General features: G+C 70.0%; 10 protein-coding genes. 4 read left to right on the forward strand and 6 right to left on the reverse strand.

Translation table 11 applies throughout. The features are described from left to right. Positions 1-240 precede the first annotated feature (240 nt). Positions 241-5,376 (forward strand): AAA family ATPase, encoded by a 5,136-nt coding sequence (locus WMF11_RS29515; protein WP_437973068.1) that lies wholly within the window; start codon positions 241-243, stop codon positions 5,374-5,376. A gap of 102 nt (positions 5,377-5,478) precedes the next feature. Here the strand turns inward: WMF11_RS29515 and WMF11_RS29520 are convergent, their stop codons facing one another. Both WMF11_RS29520 and WMF11_RS29525 read right to left on the reverse strand, forming a co-directional pair. Continuing rightward, complete coding sequence (locus tag WMF11_RS29520; protein ID WP_437973069.1) at positions 5,479-7,092, reverse strand: DUF1552 domain-containing protein; 1,614 nt, start codon at positions 7,090-7,092, stop codon at positions 5,479-5,481. Continuing rightward, positions 7,089-8,858 (reverse strand): DUF1592 domain-containing protein, encoded by a 1,770-nt coding sequence (locus tag WMF11_RS29525; protein ID WP_437973070.1) that lies wholly within the window; start codon positions 8,856-8,858, stop codon positions 7,089-7,091. Before WMF11_RS29525 ends, WMF11_RS29520 begins: the two co-directional genes overlap by 4 nt. Before the next feature lie 396 nt (positions 8,859-9,254). On the opposite strand from WMF11_RS29525, the gene WMF11_RS29530 reads away from it, so the two are divergent. Then, positions 9,255-10,607, forward strand: coding sequence for a glucuronyl esterase domain-containing protein (locus tag WMF11_RS29530; protein ID WP_437973071.1), 1,353 nt, complete (start codon positions 9,255-9,257; stop codon positions 10,605-10,607). Positions 10,608-10,754: 147 nt separating this feature from the next. Here WMF11_RS29530 and WMF11_RS29535 read toward each other — a convergent pair whose 3' ends face one another. Both WMF11_RS29535 and WMF11_RS29540 read right to left on the reverse strand, forming a co-directional pair. Next, positions 10,755-11,495 (reverse strand): Uma2 family endonuclease, encoded by a 741-nt coding sequence (locus tag WMF11_RS29535; RefSeq protein WP_437973072.1) that lies wholly within the window; start codon positions 11,493-11,495, stop codon positions 10,755-10,757. Positions 11,496-11,667: 172 nt separating this feature from the next. Further along, entirely contained in the window at positions 11,668-13,983 is a 2,316-nt protein-coding gene (locus WMF11_RS29540; protein WP_437973073.1) for a hypothetical protein, read from the reverse strand. Between the two features lie 444 nt (positions 13,984-14,427). Here WMF11_RS29540 and WMF11_RS29545 point away from each other — a divergent pair, with 444 nt between their 5' ends. Together WMF11_RS29545 and WMF11_RS29550 are read left to right on the forward strand one after the other, a co-directional pair. After that, positions 14,428-15,981 (forward strand): serine/threonine protein kinase, encoded by a 1,554-nt coding sequence (locus WMF11_RS29545; RefSeq protein ID WP_437973074.1) that lies wholly within the window; start codon positions 14,428-14,430, stop codon positions 15,979-15,981. Between the two features lie 200 nt (positions 15,982-16,181). Further along, entirely contained in the window at positions 16,182-17,423 is a 1,242-nt protein-coding gene (locus WMF11_RS29550) for an SGNH/GDSL hydrolase family protein (protein WP_437973075.1), read from the forward strand. Between the two features lie 66 nt (positions 17,424-17,489). Here WMF11_RS29550 and WMF11_RS29555 read toward each other — a convergent pair whose 3' ends face one another. Both WMF11_RS29555 and WMF11_RS29560 read right to left on the reverse strand, forming a co-directional pair. Further along, positions 17,490-17,945 carry a GFA family protein gene (locus WMF11_RS29555; protein WP_437973076.1) on the reverse strand — a complete coding sequence of 152 codons (456 nt, stop codon included), beginning with the start codon at positions 17,943-17,945 and terminating at the stop codon, positions 17,490-17,492. 113 nt (positions 17,946-18,058) lie between these two features. Then, on the reverse strand, positions 18,059-18,514 hold the full coding sequence (locus WMF11_RS29560) for a GFA family protein (protein WP_437902598.1): 456 nt from the start codon (positions 18,512-18,514) through the stop codon (positions 18,059-18,061). Positions 18,515-18,517 lie beyond the last annotated feature (3 nt).

The following is an 18,517-nucleotide window of genomic DNA, read 5'->3' on the forward strand; positions in this document are numbered from 1 at the left end:
ACACCGCATCGAACCGATCCACCAGCGCTGTAGCGGGAGTCGCCTTGAGGATGCCGCTCGAGGTCGCGAGAATCGCTGAGCGTGCTGAGCGCCGCCAGGCTGGACTTCCATGCCTTGCCGCGTATTCTGCCGGCGGGCGGGTCTCTGTCCGACGGGGCGACGGCGGATGCTCGAGCTGATGTGTGTGGGGGGCGTCACGCTCCTTTGGACGGCTGACGCGGAACACGGGGTCTTGCTGCAATGATCGATCTGTCAGGTCATACGCTGTTCGAGAGGGTATACGAAGGCTCCGAGACCGTGCTGTACCGCGGCCGCCGGAACGAGGACGGCGCGCCGGTCGCGGTCAAGATGCCTCGGTCCGAGTTCCCGACCGCCCGCGATCTCGCGCGGCTGCGGCGCGAGTTCGCCATCCTGCGCGACGCGGGCGAGGTGGCCGGCGTCGTCAAGGCACACGCCATCGAGAAGTGCGGCAGAGGCCTTGCGCTCATCATGGAGGACCTCGGCCCCTCCTCGCTGCACGCCGTCCTGAAGGCGCGCAGGCTCGACGTGGGCACGGCGCTCCGCACCGCCATCGCGCTCGCGGGCACCCTCGACACGCTCCACGGACTCCGGATCATTCACAAGGACATCAAGCCGCATAACATCCTGATCGACGAGAAGACGCAGAGCCCGCGGCTCGTCGACTTCGGCATCGCGGCGCGCCTCTCGAGGGAGACCCCCGAGACGGTCCCGCCGGACGCGCTCGAGGGCACCTTGTCGTATATCGCCCCTGAGCAGACTGGCCGCATGAACCGGAGCGTGGATCTGCGCGCCGATCTCTACTCGTTCGGCGTCACGCTCTACGAGATGCTGACAGGGGCCCTCCCGTTCCAGGAGGGCGATCCCACCGCGCTCATTCACAGCCACATGGCGCGTATGCCGACGCCGCCGCACGAGCGCGCGCCGGGGGTGCCCCGCGCGCTGTCGGACGTGATCGTGAAGCTCCTGGCCAAGATGCCGGAGGACCGGTACCAGAGCGCCCGCGGGGTCAAGCTCGACCTGGAGGAGTGCCTCCGGCGGTGGGAGGCGACGGGCCGCGCCGATCCGTTCCCGCTGGGCAAGCACGACCGGCCGCTGGATCTGCGCGTTCCCCAGCGGCTCTATGGCCGGGATCACGAGGTGAACGTGCTCCTGTCCGCCTTTCAGCGGGCTCGCCGGGGCGCGGCCGGGCTGGTGCTCATCTCCGGCTACTCCGGCGTCGGCAAGACCACGCTGGTGAACGAGATCCACAAGCCCATCGCCCGTCATGGAGGGTATTTCGCGAAGGGGAAGTTCGATCCGATCAACCGGGACGTCTCGCTCGCGTCGGTGGCGCAGGCCTTCCGCGAGCTCATCCGGCAGGTGCTGACGGAGTCGGCGGCGGCCGTCGAGGAGTGGAGGCGCAAGCTGCTCGCCGCGGTCGGCGCGAACGGGCAGCTCCTCATCGAGCTGATCCCGGAGCTCGAGCTGATCCTCGGGCCTCAGTCGGCCGTGCCGGAGCTCGGGCCGACCGAGGCCCGCAACCGCTTCGATCTGCTGGTGCAGCGCTTCCTGCGGGTCTTCGCTGCGCCGACCCACCCGCTGACCCTCTTCCTCGACGATCTGCAGTGGGCCGATCCGGCGTCGCTCAGGATCCTGGAGCGCCTCCTCACGGACGTGGAGGGCAACCATCTCCTGATCATCGGCGCCTATCGGGACAACGAGGTGGACGCCGCCCACCCGCTGCACGCGACGCTGGGTGAGCTCCGCAAGTCGGGCGTGGCGATCGCCGAGCTCACGCTCAAACCCCTCGACATGCCGACGGTCACGCAGATCGTCGCCGACACGCTGAGCGCGCGGCCGCATGCGGTCGCGCCGCTCGCGGCGCTGGTCTTCGAGAAGACCGAGGGCAACCCGTTCTTCCTGGGCCAGCTCCTCGGCGAGCTCCACGACGCGGGGGCGCTGTGGTTCGACGCGCCCTCGGAGGCCTGGGCATGGGACGTGGCGCGCGTCCGGGAGGCGGTCGCCGCGGACAACGTGGTCGACCTCATGCTCGACAGGCTGCACCGGCTCCCGCCGGCGACGCAGCGCGCGCTGAAGCTCGCCGCGTGCTTGGGCCACACGTTCGATCTCACCACGCTGGCGGCCGTCCACGAGAAATCGCCCGCCGCGACGGCCGCCGACCTGTGGGACGCGCTGCGCGGCGGCCTGATCGTGCCGCGTGACAGCGATTATCGCTTCTTCGACGAGAGCGCGGACACCGAGCCCTCGGCCCCCCAGGAGATCAAGGTATCGTACCGGTTCCTGCACGACCGGGTGCGCCACGCGGCCTACTCGCTGGTCGAGCCCTCGCGCAGGGAAGCGCTGCACCTGGCGATCGGCCGGCTGCTCTGGGCGCGGGCCGGCGAGACGCCGCCCGACGAGGACCTGATCGAGCTCGTCCGCCACATGAACCTGGGCGCGCGGGGCATCGCCGACGAGGCCGGGCGGCTGGCCCTGGCCCGGCTCAACCAGCGGGCGGGCAGGGCTGCCAAGATCAGGACAGCCTATCAGGCGGCCGCAGACCACTTCAGCGCGGGGCTCGAGCTCCTCGGGGACGCGCGCTGGGAGCGCCACGAGGCGCTCTGCTTCGCGCTCAGCCGCGAGAACGCGGAGTGCGTGTACCTGAGCGGCTCGCCCGAGCGGGCCGAGGAGCTCTTCACGTCCCTCATGCCCCGGGCGCGGTCGAACGTGGAGCGGGCGCACATCTACAGCCTCCGCGTGCTGCTCCACGTGACGCTCGGGAACCTCGCGGACGCGGTGCGCCTGGGCGGCGAGGGCATCGGCATTCTCGGCTTCACGCTGCCGAGCAGCGAGGCGGAGCTGCAGGCGCGCGTCGGGGCCGAGCTTGCAGAGGTGGACGCGAACCTGGCGGGCCGGCCCATAGAAGACCTGATCGACGCGCCGGTGATGGACAACCCGGAGCAAAGGGCGCTCGTCCAGCTCATCAGCGATATGATGGGGCCGGTCTTCTGCCTGAGGCCGGAGCTTTATCCGCTGTTCGTCCTCAAGCAGGTCAACATCTCCCTGCGGTACGGCCACGCGGACGTGTCCGCCCTCGCGTACACCTCGTACGGCTTCCTGCTCGCGGTCTTGCAGGGGCGGCCCGCGGACGGCCATGCGTTCGGCCGCCTCGCCATCACCTTGAGCGACAAGTTCTCGAACGCCGCCCTGACCGCCAGGGTGAACTACGTCTTCGCCACGTATTCCCACCTGTTCCACGACGTGCGCGACGGGATTTCTCGCTTCCTGCAGGCGCGGCAAGGGCTGCTGGAATCGGGCGACTTCGCCCATCTCAGCAACGTATGGAACTGCGTGACCAGCAACATGTTCACCGCGGGCTATCCGCTCGAGGAGCTGCGCGAGGAGGTGGAGCGAGGCCTCGTCGTGTTACGGCGAACCGGGGACGTCAGCGGCACAGCCGTGATGACGCTCATGAGGCAAGCGATCGCGAGCCTGCAGGGACGGACGCGGGCCCCCGACAGCCTGAGCGACGACCAGTTCGACGAGGACGAGTTCGTCGCGCGCCTCAAAGAGAGGGGCTTGATCGCGGGCCTCTTCTTTTATGCGCTGCTCAAGCTGCAGCTTCCCTATCTGTACGGCGACTGCGAGAGGGCCGCGGCGAACGCCGCGGACGCCGAGGCCTACGGCGCCGGCATGCTCGGTTTGTATCAACCGACGAAGCTGCATTTCTACGCTTGCATGGCGTTCCTCGGGCTGCCCGCCGCGGCGTCGCCCGAAGAGGCGGAGCGCCGCGCGCAGACGATCACCCGCCACAAGGAGCGGATCGCGGGCCTCGCCGCGAGCGCTCCCATGAACTTCCAGCACCTGCTGCTGCTCATCCAGGCCGAGGAGGCGCGCGTCGCCGGCGACCAGCTCGAGGCCATGGGCCTTTACGACCGGGCGATCTCCCTGTCCCGGGAGAACGAGTTTCCTCACGACGAGGCGCTCGCGAACGAGCTGTGCGCGAAGCTGCACCTCCACGAGGGCAGGACGAAGGTCGCGCGCGCGTACATGGCGGACGCGTACCTCGGTTACCGGCACTGGGGAGCGACGGCCAAGGCGGACGCGCTCGCGCGCGATCACGCCGCGCTGCTGCCCTCGTCGAGCGACAGCGTGCCGATCTCGTCCATCCCCTCGGCGACGTCGGGCCCGGCGCACGCGGGGACCATCCTCGGCCGGACGACGGTCGGCAACCTGCGGGACGCCGCGCTGATCGTGCGCGCCGTGCAGGGCATCGCCGGCGAGACGGAGCTCGAGCGGGTGATCGAGCGCCTTGTGACGCTCGTGCTCGGGAACTCCGGCGCCCAGCGGGGGGCGCTCGTCCTGGAGCGGGACGGGCGGCTCTTCGTCGAGGCGACCTTCGGGGTCGAGCCCGGGACGCTCGCGCTCGGGCCGAGCGAGCCGCTGGATTCGCGCCCCGACCTGCCGCACAAGGTGGCGCTGTTCGTCGCTCGCACCCGCGAGCCGCTGGTCCTCGACGACGCCAGCGCCGACGCCCGGTTCTCCGACGATCCCTGCGTCCTCGGGCAGGGCACGCGATCCGTCCTGTGCCTCCCGCTGCTCCACCAGGGCCGCATGAACGGCGTCCTTTACCTGGAGAACAACGCCGCGAGCAGGGCGTTCAACGCGAGCCGCGTCGAGCTGCTCGGCCTCCTGTCGTCCCAGGCCGCGATATCCATCGAGAACGCGCTGCTCCTCTCGGGCATGCGGGAGGTGAAGGAGCAGGTCCAGAACGCCAACCGGCGGCTCGAGGCCGAGGTCGCGCAGCGCACCGAGGAGCTCCAGCGCTCCAACGCGCAGCTCAGCGCGAGCAACGAGCGCCTGAAGATCGAGCTCACGCAGCGCGAGCAGGCGGAGCGGGAGCGGGCCGCGCTGCAGCGCCAGATGTTCGAGGCGCAGCAGACGAGGCTGGCGGAGCTCTCGACGCCGCTCATCCCGATCACGGACCAGATCATGGTGATGCCGCTCATCGGCACCATGGACGCCGCGCGGGCGGCCCAGGTGCTGGAGGTCGCGCTCGACGGCGCCCAGCGCCACCAGGCGCGCGTCGTGATCCTGGACATCACCGGGATGAAGCACATCGATACCCAGATCGCGCAGACGCTCGTGGGGACCGCCAACGCGCTGCGGCTGCTCGGCACGGAGGCCGTGCTCACCGGCACGCGCGCCGAGGTCGCCCAGGCGATGGTGGGCCTGGACATCGAGCTGAAGTCCATCGTCACCATGGGCACCCTTCAGAGCGGCATCGCCTATGCGCTCCGCCGCGCCGGGCAGTCGACCGGGATCGGCGCGCCGCTGTCCTCGGGGCCAGCCCGCGCGCGCCCGCCGGCGAGGTGAGGTCGGGCGGTCACGCTGAAACCGATCGTGGACGTCAGAGAGCGCCGACGGCGCTCTCTCGTGTACGCGCTGGACCGCGCCTGCGGCGTACCTTCGGTCGCCTCACGCCTTGATGGCGTCGAGCTCCCCCGGCTTGCTGATGCCGGGCCCGTCGGTGACCTTGCCTGCGCCGTCGGTGGTGAACGACGGCCCGCTGCCGCCGAAGCCAACCGCGACAGCATCCGAGACGCCGAAGCGATCGACAGGAACCCACTCGGGCATCCCGGCGCCGAGCGCGTTGATCAACGTCGTGTAGAGCTTGTTCAGCGGGACGGTTCCGCCCGAAGAGCCGGTGTTGCCGCTGTTGTTCTCGCCCTCCGTGCCGCTCGAGCAGGTGGCTTCGCTGTTGCCTGCCTCGAGCTTCCCGCCCGCGACGTTCACCGAGACGCCCTGCTTGAGGTAACCGCCGGCGCTGCCGGCGATCACGATGGGCAGGTTGTTGTTGTTGTGCGCGTTGCCGTCGGCGAGCTCCGGCAGCCACATGACCGCGGAGTTGTCGAGCATGGTGCCGCCCCCCTCCTCGATGCTGTCGATGGTCTTGACCAGCTTGGCGAACCGACCCGCATACCAGCGGTCGATCTCGTGGATCTGCTCGATGACGCCGCTCACGCACTGGCCGCCGACGGCGGCGCTCCCGTTCCGGTGCGAGAGACCGTGATGATCGTGGGTGTGCGCGATGCCGTCCCACTTGAACGTCACGAAGCCCGGCCACTGGAGCACGATGGATCGGTTGCTATCGCACATCATCGTGAGGGCGATGAGGCGGATCATCATCTCGCTGCCGAGCGTGTACACCTTCTCGTTGTTGGGGAAGCCGCCGCCGCGAGCGGGGTATCCCGCCTCGGTGAGGGCAGCGTCCGTGACGCCGAGGGCGGTCGCCGATTCCGCGGTGCAAGCAGAGGGGATGACGCGCTGCTCCGTCTCGCGAAGAAGGGAGAGCCAGTCGTCGATCTTCTTCCGATCGGCGCCGCTCATCCTGCGGGCCTTGTAGGCGTTCAGGTCACGGCTCACCAGATCGATGATGCTCTCGCCGCGAGCCACGCGATAATCCGCCTCGGTCCCGGAGCCGCTCACGAAGAGCCCGGTCAGGCTGCTGTACACCGTGCGCGCGTTGGTCACGGGCGCATACGGCGTCTTCGGCGCCGAGTACGACACGATGCCCTTGACGTTCGTGAAGGCATTGCCGACGGAGAGCACGAGCGGGACCTTGTTGGTGCCCGGGTTGAAGCGCTGCGCGATCTCGTGATCGAGCGAGTGCGACAGCGCCCAGTGATCTCCGCCGGGATCGAGGGGCGCGCAGGTCAGCTTGCTGCCCATGCCCTGATCGTGGGGATCGAAATACTCGGTGCCATCCACCTTGTTGTTGAAGCCGTTCAGCGGCATCGCGAGCCCGCGCGGGAAGAGCAGCTTCGCCGCGAAGGGCGCGAGCGGGGCGAGGGTCCGGGGCTTCCCGTCCGCCTGCGTCGTCTCCAGCGACGCCGCGGTGACGCTCCCGGTCCCGTTCTCGATCCCCGTCGGGAACCAGCGGTTCGTCAGGCAACCGTTGTTGGTGTAGAAGATCACCAGGCGGCGCGGCGACGGCGCTTCCTGCGCTCGCGCGGAGCGGCCGAGCGAATTCAAGAACGGGACGGCGAGCGCCGCGCCACCAAGTCCACGCAGGAACAGTCTTCGGTTCACGGCTCCACCTCCGCCTGCAGGGCACGAACTCGGAACGATTGACTCTGAGTGAGATCTGCGATGAGGTCGAGCACCGTGTAGCCGCCCTGCGTGAGCTTGGCGGTCAGCTCGTCCACGGTGCAGGAGTCCTCGTTGTTCAGCTCGCGCTGGTAGGCGAACGAGACCCACTTTCGCACGTAGCAGGTGTGCGCTGCCGGGGAGCTCGCGATGGCCTCGGAGAGCGCCACCGGGCCGTCGACCTCCACGACGTCCTCGCCGACGCCGACGTTCACCCGTGTGTCGATGGGCGCGCCCGAGAACGATTCGGTCTGCTGGTAGGCGCCGACGGCGTCGTACGCCTCGAACGCGAAGCCCGCAGGGTTGATGTACGTGTGATGGCAGAACGCGCAGGAGTCTCCCGACGTCTGCGCGTCGACCCGAGCACGGTTGGTCGTGAGGCTCGCGTCCGTGGGCAACGGCGTGCCCTCCACCATCGGGGGCGGCGGCGGGATGTCCGCGCAGAGGACCTCCTTCTGCAAGAACGCCCCGCGCAGGATGGGCGACGTCCGGTCGTACCCCGAGTGCGACACCAGGAAGCCCAGGCGGGTGAAGAGGCCAGAGCGCTGCGTCGGGTCGAGCTCGACCGGCACGAGCTCCGCGCCGTTGAACTCCGCAGGATCCAGGTCATAGAGCGGCGCCAGGGAGGCGTTGACGAAGCCCACCGGCGTGGTGACCAGATCCTGGAACGTCCCGGCCTGATCGAAGACAACGTGCTCGATGAAGCGATCGGTCTCCTCCGACAGGAGCGGGATCATCGACGCATTGAAGTCCGGGAAGGCGGCCGGATCACGCTGGATGTCTGACCAGCGCGTGCCGGGGCCCATGTGGAGGTAGAGCTCGTGGAAGGCCTTGACCATCCCGCGGCTCTTGGGATCCGCCAGCATTCGCTGCGCCTGCGCGAGGATCTGCTCCGGCGTCTGCAGCGCGTCCTCGTCCGCCGCGGCGAACAGCTGGTCGTCCGGCATGGTTCCCCAGATCAGGTACGAGAGGCGCGACGCCACCTCGTGGCTGTTCAGCACGAAGTACTCGCCCTCGGGCTTCTCGCTGATCTCTGCGCGCATCAGGAAGGAGGGCGAGAGCAAGAACCCTTCGATGATCAGCTGGGCGCCGTCCTCGAAGGAGCCGGTCGGCGTGAGCGCCTGGCGGCGAGCGTAGAGGGCCTGGAAGAGCCCCCTCTCCTCGTCGGTGAGCGGGCGCCGGAAGGCGCGCCGTCCCAGCGTATCGATGAGCTGGTTCGCGCACGCGGCGCCGTCGCCTGTCGGCGTGCACGGGATGGTCTTGGCGCGCGCCCTCGGGTCTGCCATCACCGCCGCCGCGACCGTCGCTGCGGCGGTCTTGTACCCGTCCCACGCGCGCTGATCGACGCTCCCGACCCCGTCCGGAGCGAGCATCGACGACGGCTGGGTGTCGATGCCGACCAGATCGCGAATCGTGTTGTCGTATTGCGCCCTCGTCAGACGCGGCAACGCCGACGTTCGCGGGACGCCCGGCACGCACACCGTCGGCTCGACGCCGGGGCCGCCCCCCGCCGAGCCGTCCCCTCCGGCGCCGCTCCCGCTGCCAGACCCGCTCCCGGGCCCGTCGCCAGACCCGCTCCCGGGCCCGTCGCCAGAGCCGCTGTTCGCCCCCGGGTCATCGCCGCCGATCATCGCGGTGCAACCGCCCATGGCTGCGTAACTCGCCGTGAGCAGCGCAGGAACGATGAACCGTCTCGCCCACGTGTCCATAGAACTCACCTCATCCGAGGGGGTCTCACATCGAGCATCGCCCTGACATCATGATGCCTTGTCGTGGGTCGCAGATCACGAGTTTTCTCGTATTTTCGTCTTGGCGCAAGTTTGCTTTCGCCCGGCAAATCCGCTGGTTTGCAAGGCGCCGGGGCGAGGCGCGTGAGTAGAATTTCGACTTCTCTTGTGATACAGCAATTATTGCGTGAGAGTGGCGTGATGTTGTGAACGCTCACATGGACATCGACCTACAGCGGACAGCGCCACGCGACCCAATGGGCTCTTCGCGCGAACCGGACCACGCCTGCGCAGGAGCGGCCGGACACGCTCTCGGCGCTGCTCCGCTGAGCAATTCGAGCGGTCGTGAACCAAACCAACCTTCGGGCATCGAGGACAATGAGAAAAACTCTTCTGGCTCTGCTGTTCGTGTCGATCCCCGGCTGCGGTGATGACCCCTCCGACACCACGACGTCGAGCACCACGACGTCGAGCGGCGGGGACAACAGCGGCGGAGCGGGCTCTTCCGGCAGCTCGTCGGTCTCGGGAGGGGGTGGGAGTGAATCCACCGGCACGGGTGATCCCGGCGGCGCCGAGGACAGCGGCGTGAGCTGCCCCGCGCCGACGTTGCCCGACGCGGCATCTCTCCCTGTCTACGAAGCTCATCAAGATCCGTTCACGATGCTGGATGGATCGCGCATCACGAAGACGTCGGAATGGGCATGTCGACGCGCAGAGATCAAGGCGCAGGTCGAGGAGTACGAGTCCGGACCGAAGCCCGCGGTGTCCAAGGATGACGTGACGGGGGAGTTTTCGGGGAACAAGCTGACGGTCGGCGTCAACGAGGGCTCGAAGAGCGTCTCCTTCTCCGTCGACATCAACCGACCTGCCGGGGCGCCCTCCGCTCCGATTCCGCTCCTCATCAGCCTCTATGGCTTTGGCAGCGTGACCCTGGACGCGAGCGTCTTCAGCCAGAACGGCGTCGCGACGGCCATCTTCAACAACAACGACATGGGCGCCCAGGGCGGCGGCGGCACGCGTGGGACGGGGATCTTCTATGACCTCTACGGCAAGGACCACCCGGCCAGCTCGATGATCGCGTGGGCCTGGGGCATCAGCCGGATCATCGACGCGCTGGAGAAGACCCCTTCGGCCAACGTCGATCCGAAGCGCATCGCCGTGACGGGTTGTTCGCGGGATGGAAAGGGGGCTCTCACGGCAGGAGCGTTCGACGAGCGCATCGTGCTGACGATCCCGCAGGAGTCGGGCGCCGGCGGCTCGGCGAGCTGGCGCGTCTCACAGGCGGGGAAGGACGCTGGGGAGAACGTGCAGACCCTCTCCCATGCGGCCGGTGAGCAGCCGTGGTTCCGTGAGAGCTTCGGCGCGAACTTCGGCAGCAAGGTGACGACGCTCCCGTTCGATCATCACATGGTCATGGGCCTCGTCGCTCCGCGCGCGCTGCTCGTCGTCGACAATCGAATCGATTGGCTCGGCATCGACAGCACCTTCACGGCCGGGTCGATCGCCCACGCGATCTGGGAGGGGCTGGGCGTGCCCGACAGGATGGCTTACTCGCAGCTCGGCGGCCACGAGCACTGCCAGTTCCCCGCGCAGCAGAGGGCGATCCTCGAGGCGTACGTGAAGAAGTTTCTCGTCGGGGGCGGCACCGACGACACCAACCTGCTCGAGAGTGACGGGGCGAAGGCCGACCTCGGCCGGTGGATGACGTGGACGCCGCCGCACCTCCAGTGACCGCCGGGCTCACCCGTCACGGAAGCGCAGCCTGACGGCCACCTCCGGCGCGGTGCGGACGGCGAGCTGGAACGTGGTCCGGCGCTTCCGGCGAAGTCCGCCGAGCTTCCTAGATGGTCCTGGACGCCTTCCGGCCGAGCGGGCCCCTCATCCCGGGGAGCGCCGCCGCGTCTTCCGCTTCCCTCGGGCTTGCGCCAGCTCTGCCCGCAGCGCCTGCACCTCGGCCTGCAGCTTGTCGTTCGCTTCGCGCGCCTTGCTCTCGGCCTCGCGCGCCTTGCTCTCGGCCTCGCGCGCCTTGCTCTCGGCCTCGTCCGGCGTCGGCAGCAGATCGTGGCCTTCGCGGTCGCGCGCCAGCCGGAGCATCGGGCCGAGCGACTGGTCTTGCACGACGGTCCACCAGAGGCCCAGCGTCTCGCAAGCGCGCAGATCGGGGTCGTCGGACGCCCGCTCCACGAGATCGCCTTCCAGGGCGTCCCAGACGCGGATCGGTCGCTTTCGATCCTCGGGATCGAAGCGCACGACCTCCGGGATGCCCGCGGCGCGGTAGCGCTCGAGCTTCTCGTCCCAGTCGGGCTCGCCCTCGTCCGAATCGCTCACGATCTCGACCCCGAGGTCAGGCGCCCCGTGCAGCCAGATCTTCCAGGTGCGGAAGGTCCGATGAGGCATACCCAGCCGGACGAAGGCGTCGGGGGCGAGGCGCTTCTTCGAGGTCCTCGGGTCCCAGTAGACGAACTGGTCGGAGCCGAGGGTCGCCGTGTGCGCGAGCTCGCGCTTGAGGATCAGGTACAGCGCGGTGCGAAGCTCCAGGTGGCGGTTCGTCTCGGGCACTTCTTCGGCCTCGGGGAAGTACACCGGCTCGGGCGGGCGGCTGTAGACGTGGGCTCCCATCCGGCGGCGGGGTGCGGCGGCCGGACGAGGTGCAGCGGACGGGCGGGCCGTGGATTCGACAGCTGACATGGCCTGCTTCGGAGGATACCACGACCGCAACCTCTGCGACATCGACAGGCCGAGGCAGCAGCGGCCGGCAGCAAAGCGCGCTGCGCGACCGCGCTCAACCCCCTCAGCCGCCCGCGGCGTCCAGCATCGCCCGCAGGAGCGGCGGCGTGCGCCGCGGATCGCAGGGCGCCTTCACCGCCCGGCCCGCGACGACGGCGCTCATATGACACGTCCCCGGCCGCGGCAGGTGATCCATCCAGTAGAGATCGAACCGGTCGTCCGGCGCGAGCCGCCGCACCATCGGCTCGAGCGGCAGCATCAGCCCCTCGCGGAAGCGGGCCAGATAGACCACGTTCGACAGGCGAACTGGGGAGTTCAGCCCGATGCGCCGCCGCGTCCCGGACGCGTAAGGACCGGTGTGATCGATGAACTCCACCGTCTGGAGATCGCCGTAGAGGTCCGGCTCCGTCTTCTCGACCGTCACCAGCGTCCATGCGCAGAGCGGCCGCTGCGCCCGCAGGAGCGCGCGCGTCATCTGCTCGAAGTCGGGCAGATCCGCGGCCGCCCGCGCCTCGGTGTAGTGGCCGTGCGCGAACTGGTTGCGCTCGGCCTGCATCAGGTTCGAGAGCGTCTCGAACGTCTGGTTGTGCGAGAGCTTGACGTCGAGCACCTCCCTCGCCATCGAGCCGATCGGATCGTCGCGATCGCCGAACGCCCGTGCGGCCGTGCGCGCGAGCTCGCGCCACGCGCCGAGCGCCAGGCCGTCGCGCGTACGCGTGCGGCCGTGGAAGTCGAGGAGCGCGCCCCACCCGGGAGGCGCCCCGCCCGCGCCCGGACCGCCCGCGCCCGGACTGCTCGGGACGCCGCCGCGCGCCGAGGTCGGGGGCGCGCTGCCGCCGCTGAAGAAGGCCGAGACGAGCACCGTCGCGATGAAGCGCCACGTGCCCTCGAGCACGTCGAACAGCATCTTCACCCGCTCGATCGCGCTCGACGCCCCGATCGCCGCCCGCACCCGCCCCGCGATGGGATAAGGCAGGCCGCCGCTCAGCGCCGAGAGCACCCCGTGCGGATCGCCGCACTCGCGCGAGATCTCCGCCGCCCGCGCGCCCGCGTCGGCGTCGTGCAGGAGCTCCCACGACAGGGTCCGCGCGTGCTCGACCCTCCCGTCCAGGATGGGCGGCCGGCCGTGCCAGTCGCACTGCACCGCGCTCGCCATCACCGCCGGATCCGCCTTGCGGGGCACACACGCGGCGACCACGCCGGGCGCGAGCGGCGCGATCAGCGCGCCGGCGCCCGCGTGGGTCGCGACGACCGCCGCGAGCTCCTGCGCGAGCGCCCCGATGACGTGCGGCCCGACGCCGCCGAGCGCGCTCTGCTCCTCGATGCCGAACAGGACCGTCGCCCTGCGCCCGCTGCGCGACGCCTCGAGCACCTCGAACGGCGGGGCGAAGCGCGCGCTGGCCGCCCCATCGCGGAGCTCCGCCACGGGGGTGGACGCGCCGTTCGCGCCCGCCGCGCCCCGCTCGCGCTCCGCCGCGAGCGACGCAATGGCGTGCAGGCCGAGCTCGACCTCGCGGCCGGCGACGTCCGCCTCGCCGGCGATCGTGAAATAGCCGCACGCGAACGCCCCGAGCCCCGCCGCCTCGGCGGCCTCCAGGGCCTGCCGGGCCGCGGCGGCCGCCTCCGCGGCGCCGCCCCGCACGAGCACCACCGCCGTGCCGTCCGCGTCGCCGACCGGCCGATCCGGCCACAGCCGGTGCACCGCGACCAGCGCGGCCGCCGCGCGCGAGGGCGCGCCCGCCTCGATCGGCCGCAGCAGGACGAGCGCGCCCTGGCCCTTCCGCGCGAGGAGCGACGCGCACTCCTGCTCCAGCCCGGCGCGCGCGAGCAGGCCCGTCGCCGGGTCCACCGCCCCGGCGGGGACCGACAGCGCGGCGTAGCGGCGGTCGAAGAACGTCGCGCGCATGCCGCCGACGCAGACGAAGGTGCCGTGCACGAGCGGCGACTCCTCCCCGCGCGCGAGGTGCCGCGCGCCGACCTGCACGGGCACGCTGCACTCCTCGCGGCGGCGCAGCCACCAGCGCACGCCGTCGTGCCGCAGCGAGGCCGCGAGCCGCGACGCCACGTCGGGGTAGACGAGCTCGTTGCGCTCGTCGCCCACGCGCTCCACGCGGCCGAGCCGCAGCGCGCCGACCGGCTCGAGCCGGAGCTCGTGGAGGTAGCCGTCGCGCCCCTCGATCCGCAGCCGATCCGGCGCGGCCACCTCGCCGCGCCACAGCGAGAACCCGGGCGCCTGCGTGAGCCAGAGCGTGGCGCCGCCCGCCGCGACCGACCGCAGCTCGGCCCCGGGCGCGCCCTCGGGGCCGCTCGCCTCGACAGGCCCGGGCGGGACGCTCTCGCCCGCCGGAAGGTCCCCCCCGCTGTCTCGTCCGCCCGTCACGCGTCCCTGTCCATGGTGATGCCCGCGAGCCGCGTCCCCAGAGCATCCGGGGGCTCCTCGGGCGATTACCGCACCGTGCCACGGCAAATTCAACGCAAATGAGCTGGGGCGCATTCCTCGAGCGCCGTGCGCCCCCTCGCCCGCGTCGTCCTCCCCCGTCGCCGTCCGCCGGCGACACGCGACCGGCAGCGCTCCGACGCCCCGACGCGGTCTCGCGGTGTCAGGACCATCAGCGCGAGCCGCCCTGACCCGGAGGGCACACGCGATCTCGACGACTCGCCTGCGGGTCGACCCCCGGCACCGGTACGTCGCCAGCGTTCTGTCGGCCTGGACTCGAGCGTGGATGTAAGAGCTGCTGTAGCGTGGCACGGTCAGCGGACGCGACCTGATGAGGACGGACCGCTGTTGCGCCCTGACGCCCGCCTCCTCTACGCTAACGACGTCTTGATCGGACACCTCTACGACGGAAAGTACCGGGTTATCCGCTTGCTAGGGCAAGGGGGGATGGGCGCGGTCTACGAGGCCGAGCACGTCGAGGCCGGTGAGCGCGTCGCGCTGAAGTGCATGCATCCAGCGCTCCTGGCTCCGGGCAGGAAAGGCACGGCGCGCTTCCGCCGCGAGGCGAAGGCCCTGAACGCGATCGACACCGATCACATGGTCCGGGTGCTCGACACAGGAACGGATTCGGAGACCGAAGCGCCCTATCTCGTCATGGAGCTCCTGGAAGGAGAAGACCTCCAGCAGGTGTTCGACAGGCTCGGCAGCCTCGAGCCCGACGCCGCCCTCCGGATCGCGGCGCATGTCTGCCTCGGCCTCCAGAAGGCCCACGAAGCGGGCGTCGTGCATCGGGACATCAAGCCGGCCAACCTCTTCCTCGCCCGGTGCAGGGAGGGCGGGCTCGTCGTCAAGATCCTCGATTTCGGGATCGCCAAGATCAGGCCGGCGCCGAGCCACGGCGGCCCGACCACGGGCCTCACCCACACCGGCGGGATCCTCGGCTCGCCGCTCTACATGTCGCCCGAGCAGGCCCGGGGACTCAGCGACGTCGACCATCGAACCGATCTCTGGTCGCTCGGCATGGTGCTCTATCGCGCGCTCGCCGGGAAGCATCCGTACGAGCACATCGCCGGATTCGGTGACTTGATCATCGCGATCTGCTCGCAGCCGCCTCGCTCCATCCAGGCGCTCGCGCCCTGGATCCCGCTGGAGGCGGCGGCCTTTGTGCACGGCGCGCTCAGCCTCGACGCCGGCGAGCGATTCTCCAGCGCGGCGGCGATGCTCGACGCCATCCGCGCGCTCCTGCCCGACGGCTTCGCCCTCCGCGACGAGCTCCTGGTCCCCGCCAGCGCGACGACCCGCGCCACGACGGCGGTGGCGCTGCCGATGGTCGACGTCGCGAGGGACGCTCGCCAGCCGCTCGCGACCACGGTCGAGCAGGGAGAGCGCCGCGACGAGGGGGAGACGGTCGTCGCGAACACGCCCTGCTTCGACGCCGGCACGACCACGTCCCTCGAGCCGTGGCAGCTGATCGTCAAACATCCGGACTACGTCATGGCGAGCTGGCGCCACGTCTTCTGCACCATCTGGCGCCACGAGACGACCGAAGAAGGCGTGCGTTGCCTGTGGGAGTCGTGCACGGAGTTCGCAAAGCAGCATCCGCGCGGCATTGGGCTGCTCACCATCGTCCAGAGCCGGGCGTCGTTGCCCCCGGGACATATGCGCAGAGCGCTCTCGGCCTTCCTCGCGGACGCGAGCGAGTACACGAGGTGCTCGGCGGTCGTCGTCGAAGGAGGAGGCTTCCGAGCTGCAGCGGTGCGCAGCGTCGTGACAGGGCTCGCCCTCGCTGCCCGCCAGCGATACCCACACAAGGTGTGCGACCTGAGGGAGGCCGAGCTGATGTTCGCCGAGATCTTGCCCGCCGCGACAGGCATCGACGTGAGCGACCGCGTGTTCAGCGTGTCGCTCATGCGGCTCCGCGAAACCCTGGATCGCCAGTGAACCGGCGACGCCGGACCGACCGCCAGCGCTGACCCCAAGAGAGGCCGGCCTCGCAGAAAATTACGCCTCGGAGAGAATCGATGGCAAAGATACAGAGACCTCACGGAATCACCTCGGGACGCCGTGGCGCCCTGCGCTCCTCGCTCGAGCCGCCGAAGCGAAGGCTCGGTCGCTCACCGAAAGCTTCCCTCCTCGCCGCGGTGATCGCGCTGATGACGGGTGTGCCGGCGCGCCCCGCGCTGGCCGCCGACAAGGCGCCCGAGGGGCGATGGGTCGCTGGATGGCACAGCAGCCCGACGCCCGGCGGCACCTTCAACTCGCAGGATTGTCCCTCGGACGTCGGCCTCGCCGACCAGACGGTCCGGAACATCGTCCGCGTGAGCGCCGGCGGGAGCTCGGCGCGCGTGCGCATCTCCAACGCCGGCGGCAGCGAGCCGCTCAAGGTGGGCTCGGCGTCGGTCGCGCTCTCGGCGGGTGGAGCCGCCACGGTCGCGGGGAGCTCACTGCCGCTGCGCTTCGCAGGCCAGACCTCGATCGTCATCGCCGCGGGCGGCGAGGCGGTGAGCGACCCCGTGGCGCTGAAGGTCCAGCCGCTGCAGGCGCTGGCGGTGAACGTCTACCTTCCGGGCAAGACCGGGCCGATCACGCAACACTACTTCGCGGCACAGGACAACTTCCTCGCTTCAGGCAACCAGACAGGGAACGGCGCCGACAAGCAGTTCACACGGAAGATCTCGTGCTGGATGGCGGTGTCGGGCGTCGACGTCAAGGCCTCGCCGGACGTCGTCGGCACCCTGATCACGCTCGGTGATTCGATCACGGATGGATACCTGTCGACCAAGAACGACAACCATCGCTACCCCGATTACCTCGCGCAGCGCCTCGCCAGCCGGAAGGGGCCGACCCTCGCTGTCGCCAACGCCGGGATCATCGGGAACGAGCTGCTCACCGTCCGTCCCCAGCTCCAGTTCGGGTATCCGGTCCCTGCCCGCCTCGCGCGCGACGTGCTGACCCAGCCCGGAGCGCGCGCGATCATCTTGCTCGCAGGCATCAACGACATCGGCGACCGCTCCGCCAAGGCCGCGGATCTGATCCCCGCGATCCAGCAGATCATCCAGTCTGCCCGCGGCGCGGGGCTCAAGATCTACGGTGGAACCCTGGTGCCGTTCGCCGGCTCGAACGGCACCTACAAAGGTGACTACGGGACCGCCAAGGGCGAGCAGGAGCGGCAGAAGCTGAACACCTGGATCCGCACGAGCGGCGCCTTCGACGGGGTGATCGACTTCGACAAGGCCCTGCGCGACCCGGCCGACCCGAGCCGCCTGCTCCCGGCCTACGACGCGGACAAGCTGCACCCGAACGACGCCGGGTACCAGGCGATGGCGAACGCCGTGGACCTGGACGCGATCATCAACGCCGTCGTCAAGGGCGCCTCTCCGTAAACATCGAGTCCCCGGCGCCGCCGGCCCGGGGCGCTCGGCAAGCGCCCGTCAGCGGCGCGCTCCGGCTCACGCTCGCTTCGCGGCGGAGAACGGATCCACGTACGTCGTGGCGCCGATCTGCTCCCAGGTGTCGTGAAGCCCGTCGAGGTACACCACCGGGACCCCGGTGAGGTCCGCGTCATCGAGGCAATTCAGGTTCACGGAGCAGAACTCCCCGCCGAGCTCCGGGATGTTCCCGTGCCCGAAGACGCGGATACCGCAGCTCTTGCAGAACCGGGCATGGCCGGCCTCGTGCCGCGAGTAGTCGCCGAGGACCTCCTCGCCGGCGACCAGGCGGAAGGCGCTCGGCTTCACGAGGATGCCCCACCACCTCGTCTTCGTGCAGATCGTGCAGTTGCACTGCGTCGTCCCGGCGCTCGGGTCGAAGTCGGCCTCGAAGCGGACGGCGTGGCAAGCGCAGCTGCCCTTGTAGGTCCGGGGGCCGGCGTTGGTCGTTGTGTGCTCGGAAGCGGCGTTGCTCATGGGCGGTTGCTCCAGGGATGGGGGGCGCGGCGCCTTCGGGCGCCTCGCCCCTGGGATGAGAGGAAGCTAGACTGGATTGCGGACAGATTCGGTCCGCAAGGAGAGAGGCGGTATCAAGCTCCTTGTGCGGCGCGGAACGGGTCCACGTACGTCGTGGAGCCGATCGGCGCCCACGTGTTGTGGAGCCCGTCGACGTACAGCACCGGAACGCCGGTGAGGTCCGCGTCGTCGAGGCAGTTCAGGTTCACGGAGCAGTAATCGCCGCCGAGCATCGGGAGGTGCCCGTGCGCGAACACGCGGATACCGCAGGTCTTGCAGAACCGGGCATGGCCGGCCTCCGATCGCGAGTGGTCGCCGAGGACCTCCTCGCCGGCGAGCAGGCGGAAGGCGCTCGGCTTCACGATGATGCCCCACCACTTCGTCTTCGCGCAGATCGTGCAGTTGCACTGCCCCGTCCCGGCGCTCGGGTCGAGGTCGGCCTCGAAGCGGACGGCGCGGCAAGCGCAGCTGCCCTTGTAGGTCCGGGGGCCGGGGGTCGTCGTTGTGTGCTCGGAAGCGGCGTTGCTCATGGG

This window comes from Sorangium sp. So ce295, assembly GCF_051527405.1.
Classification (GTDB): Bacteria; Myxococcota_A; Polyangia; order Polyangiales; family Polyangiaceae; genus Sorangium; species Sorangium cellulosum_B.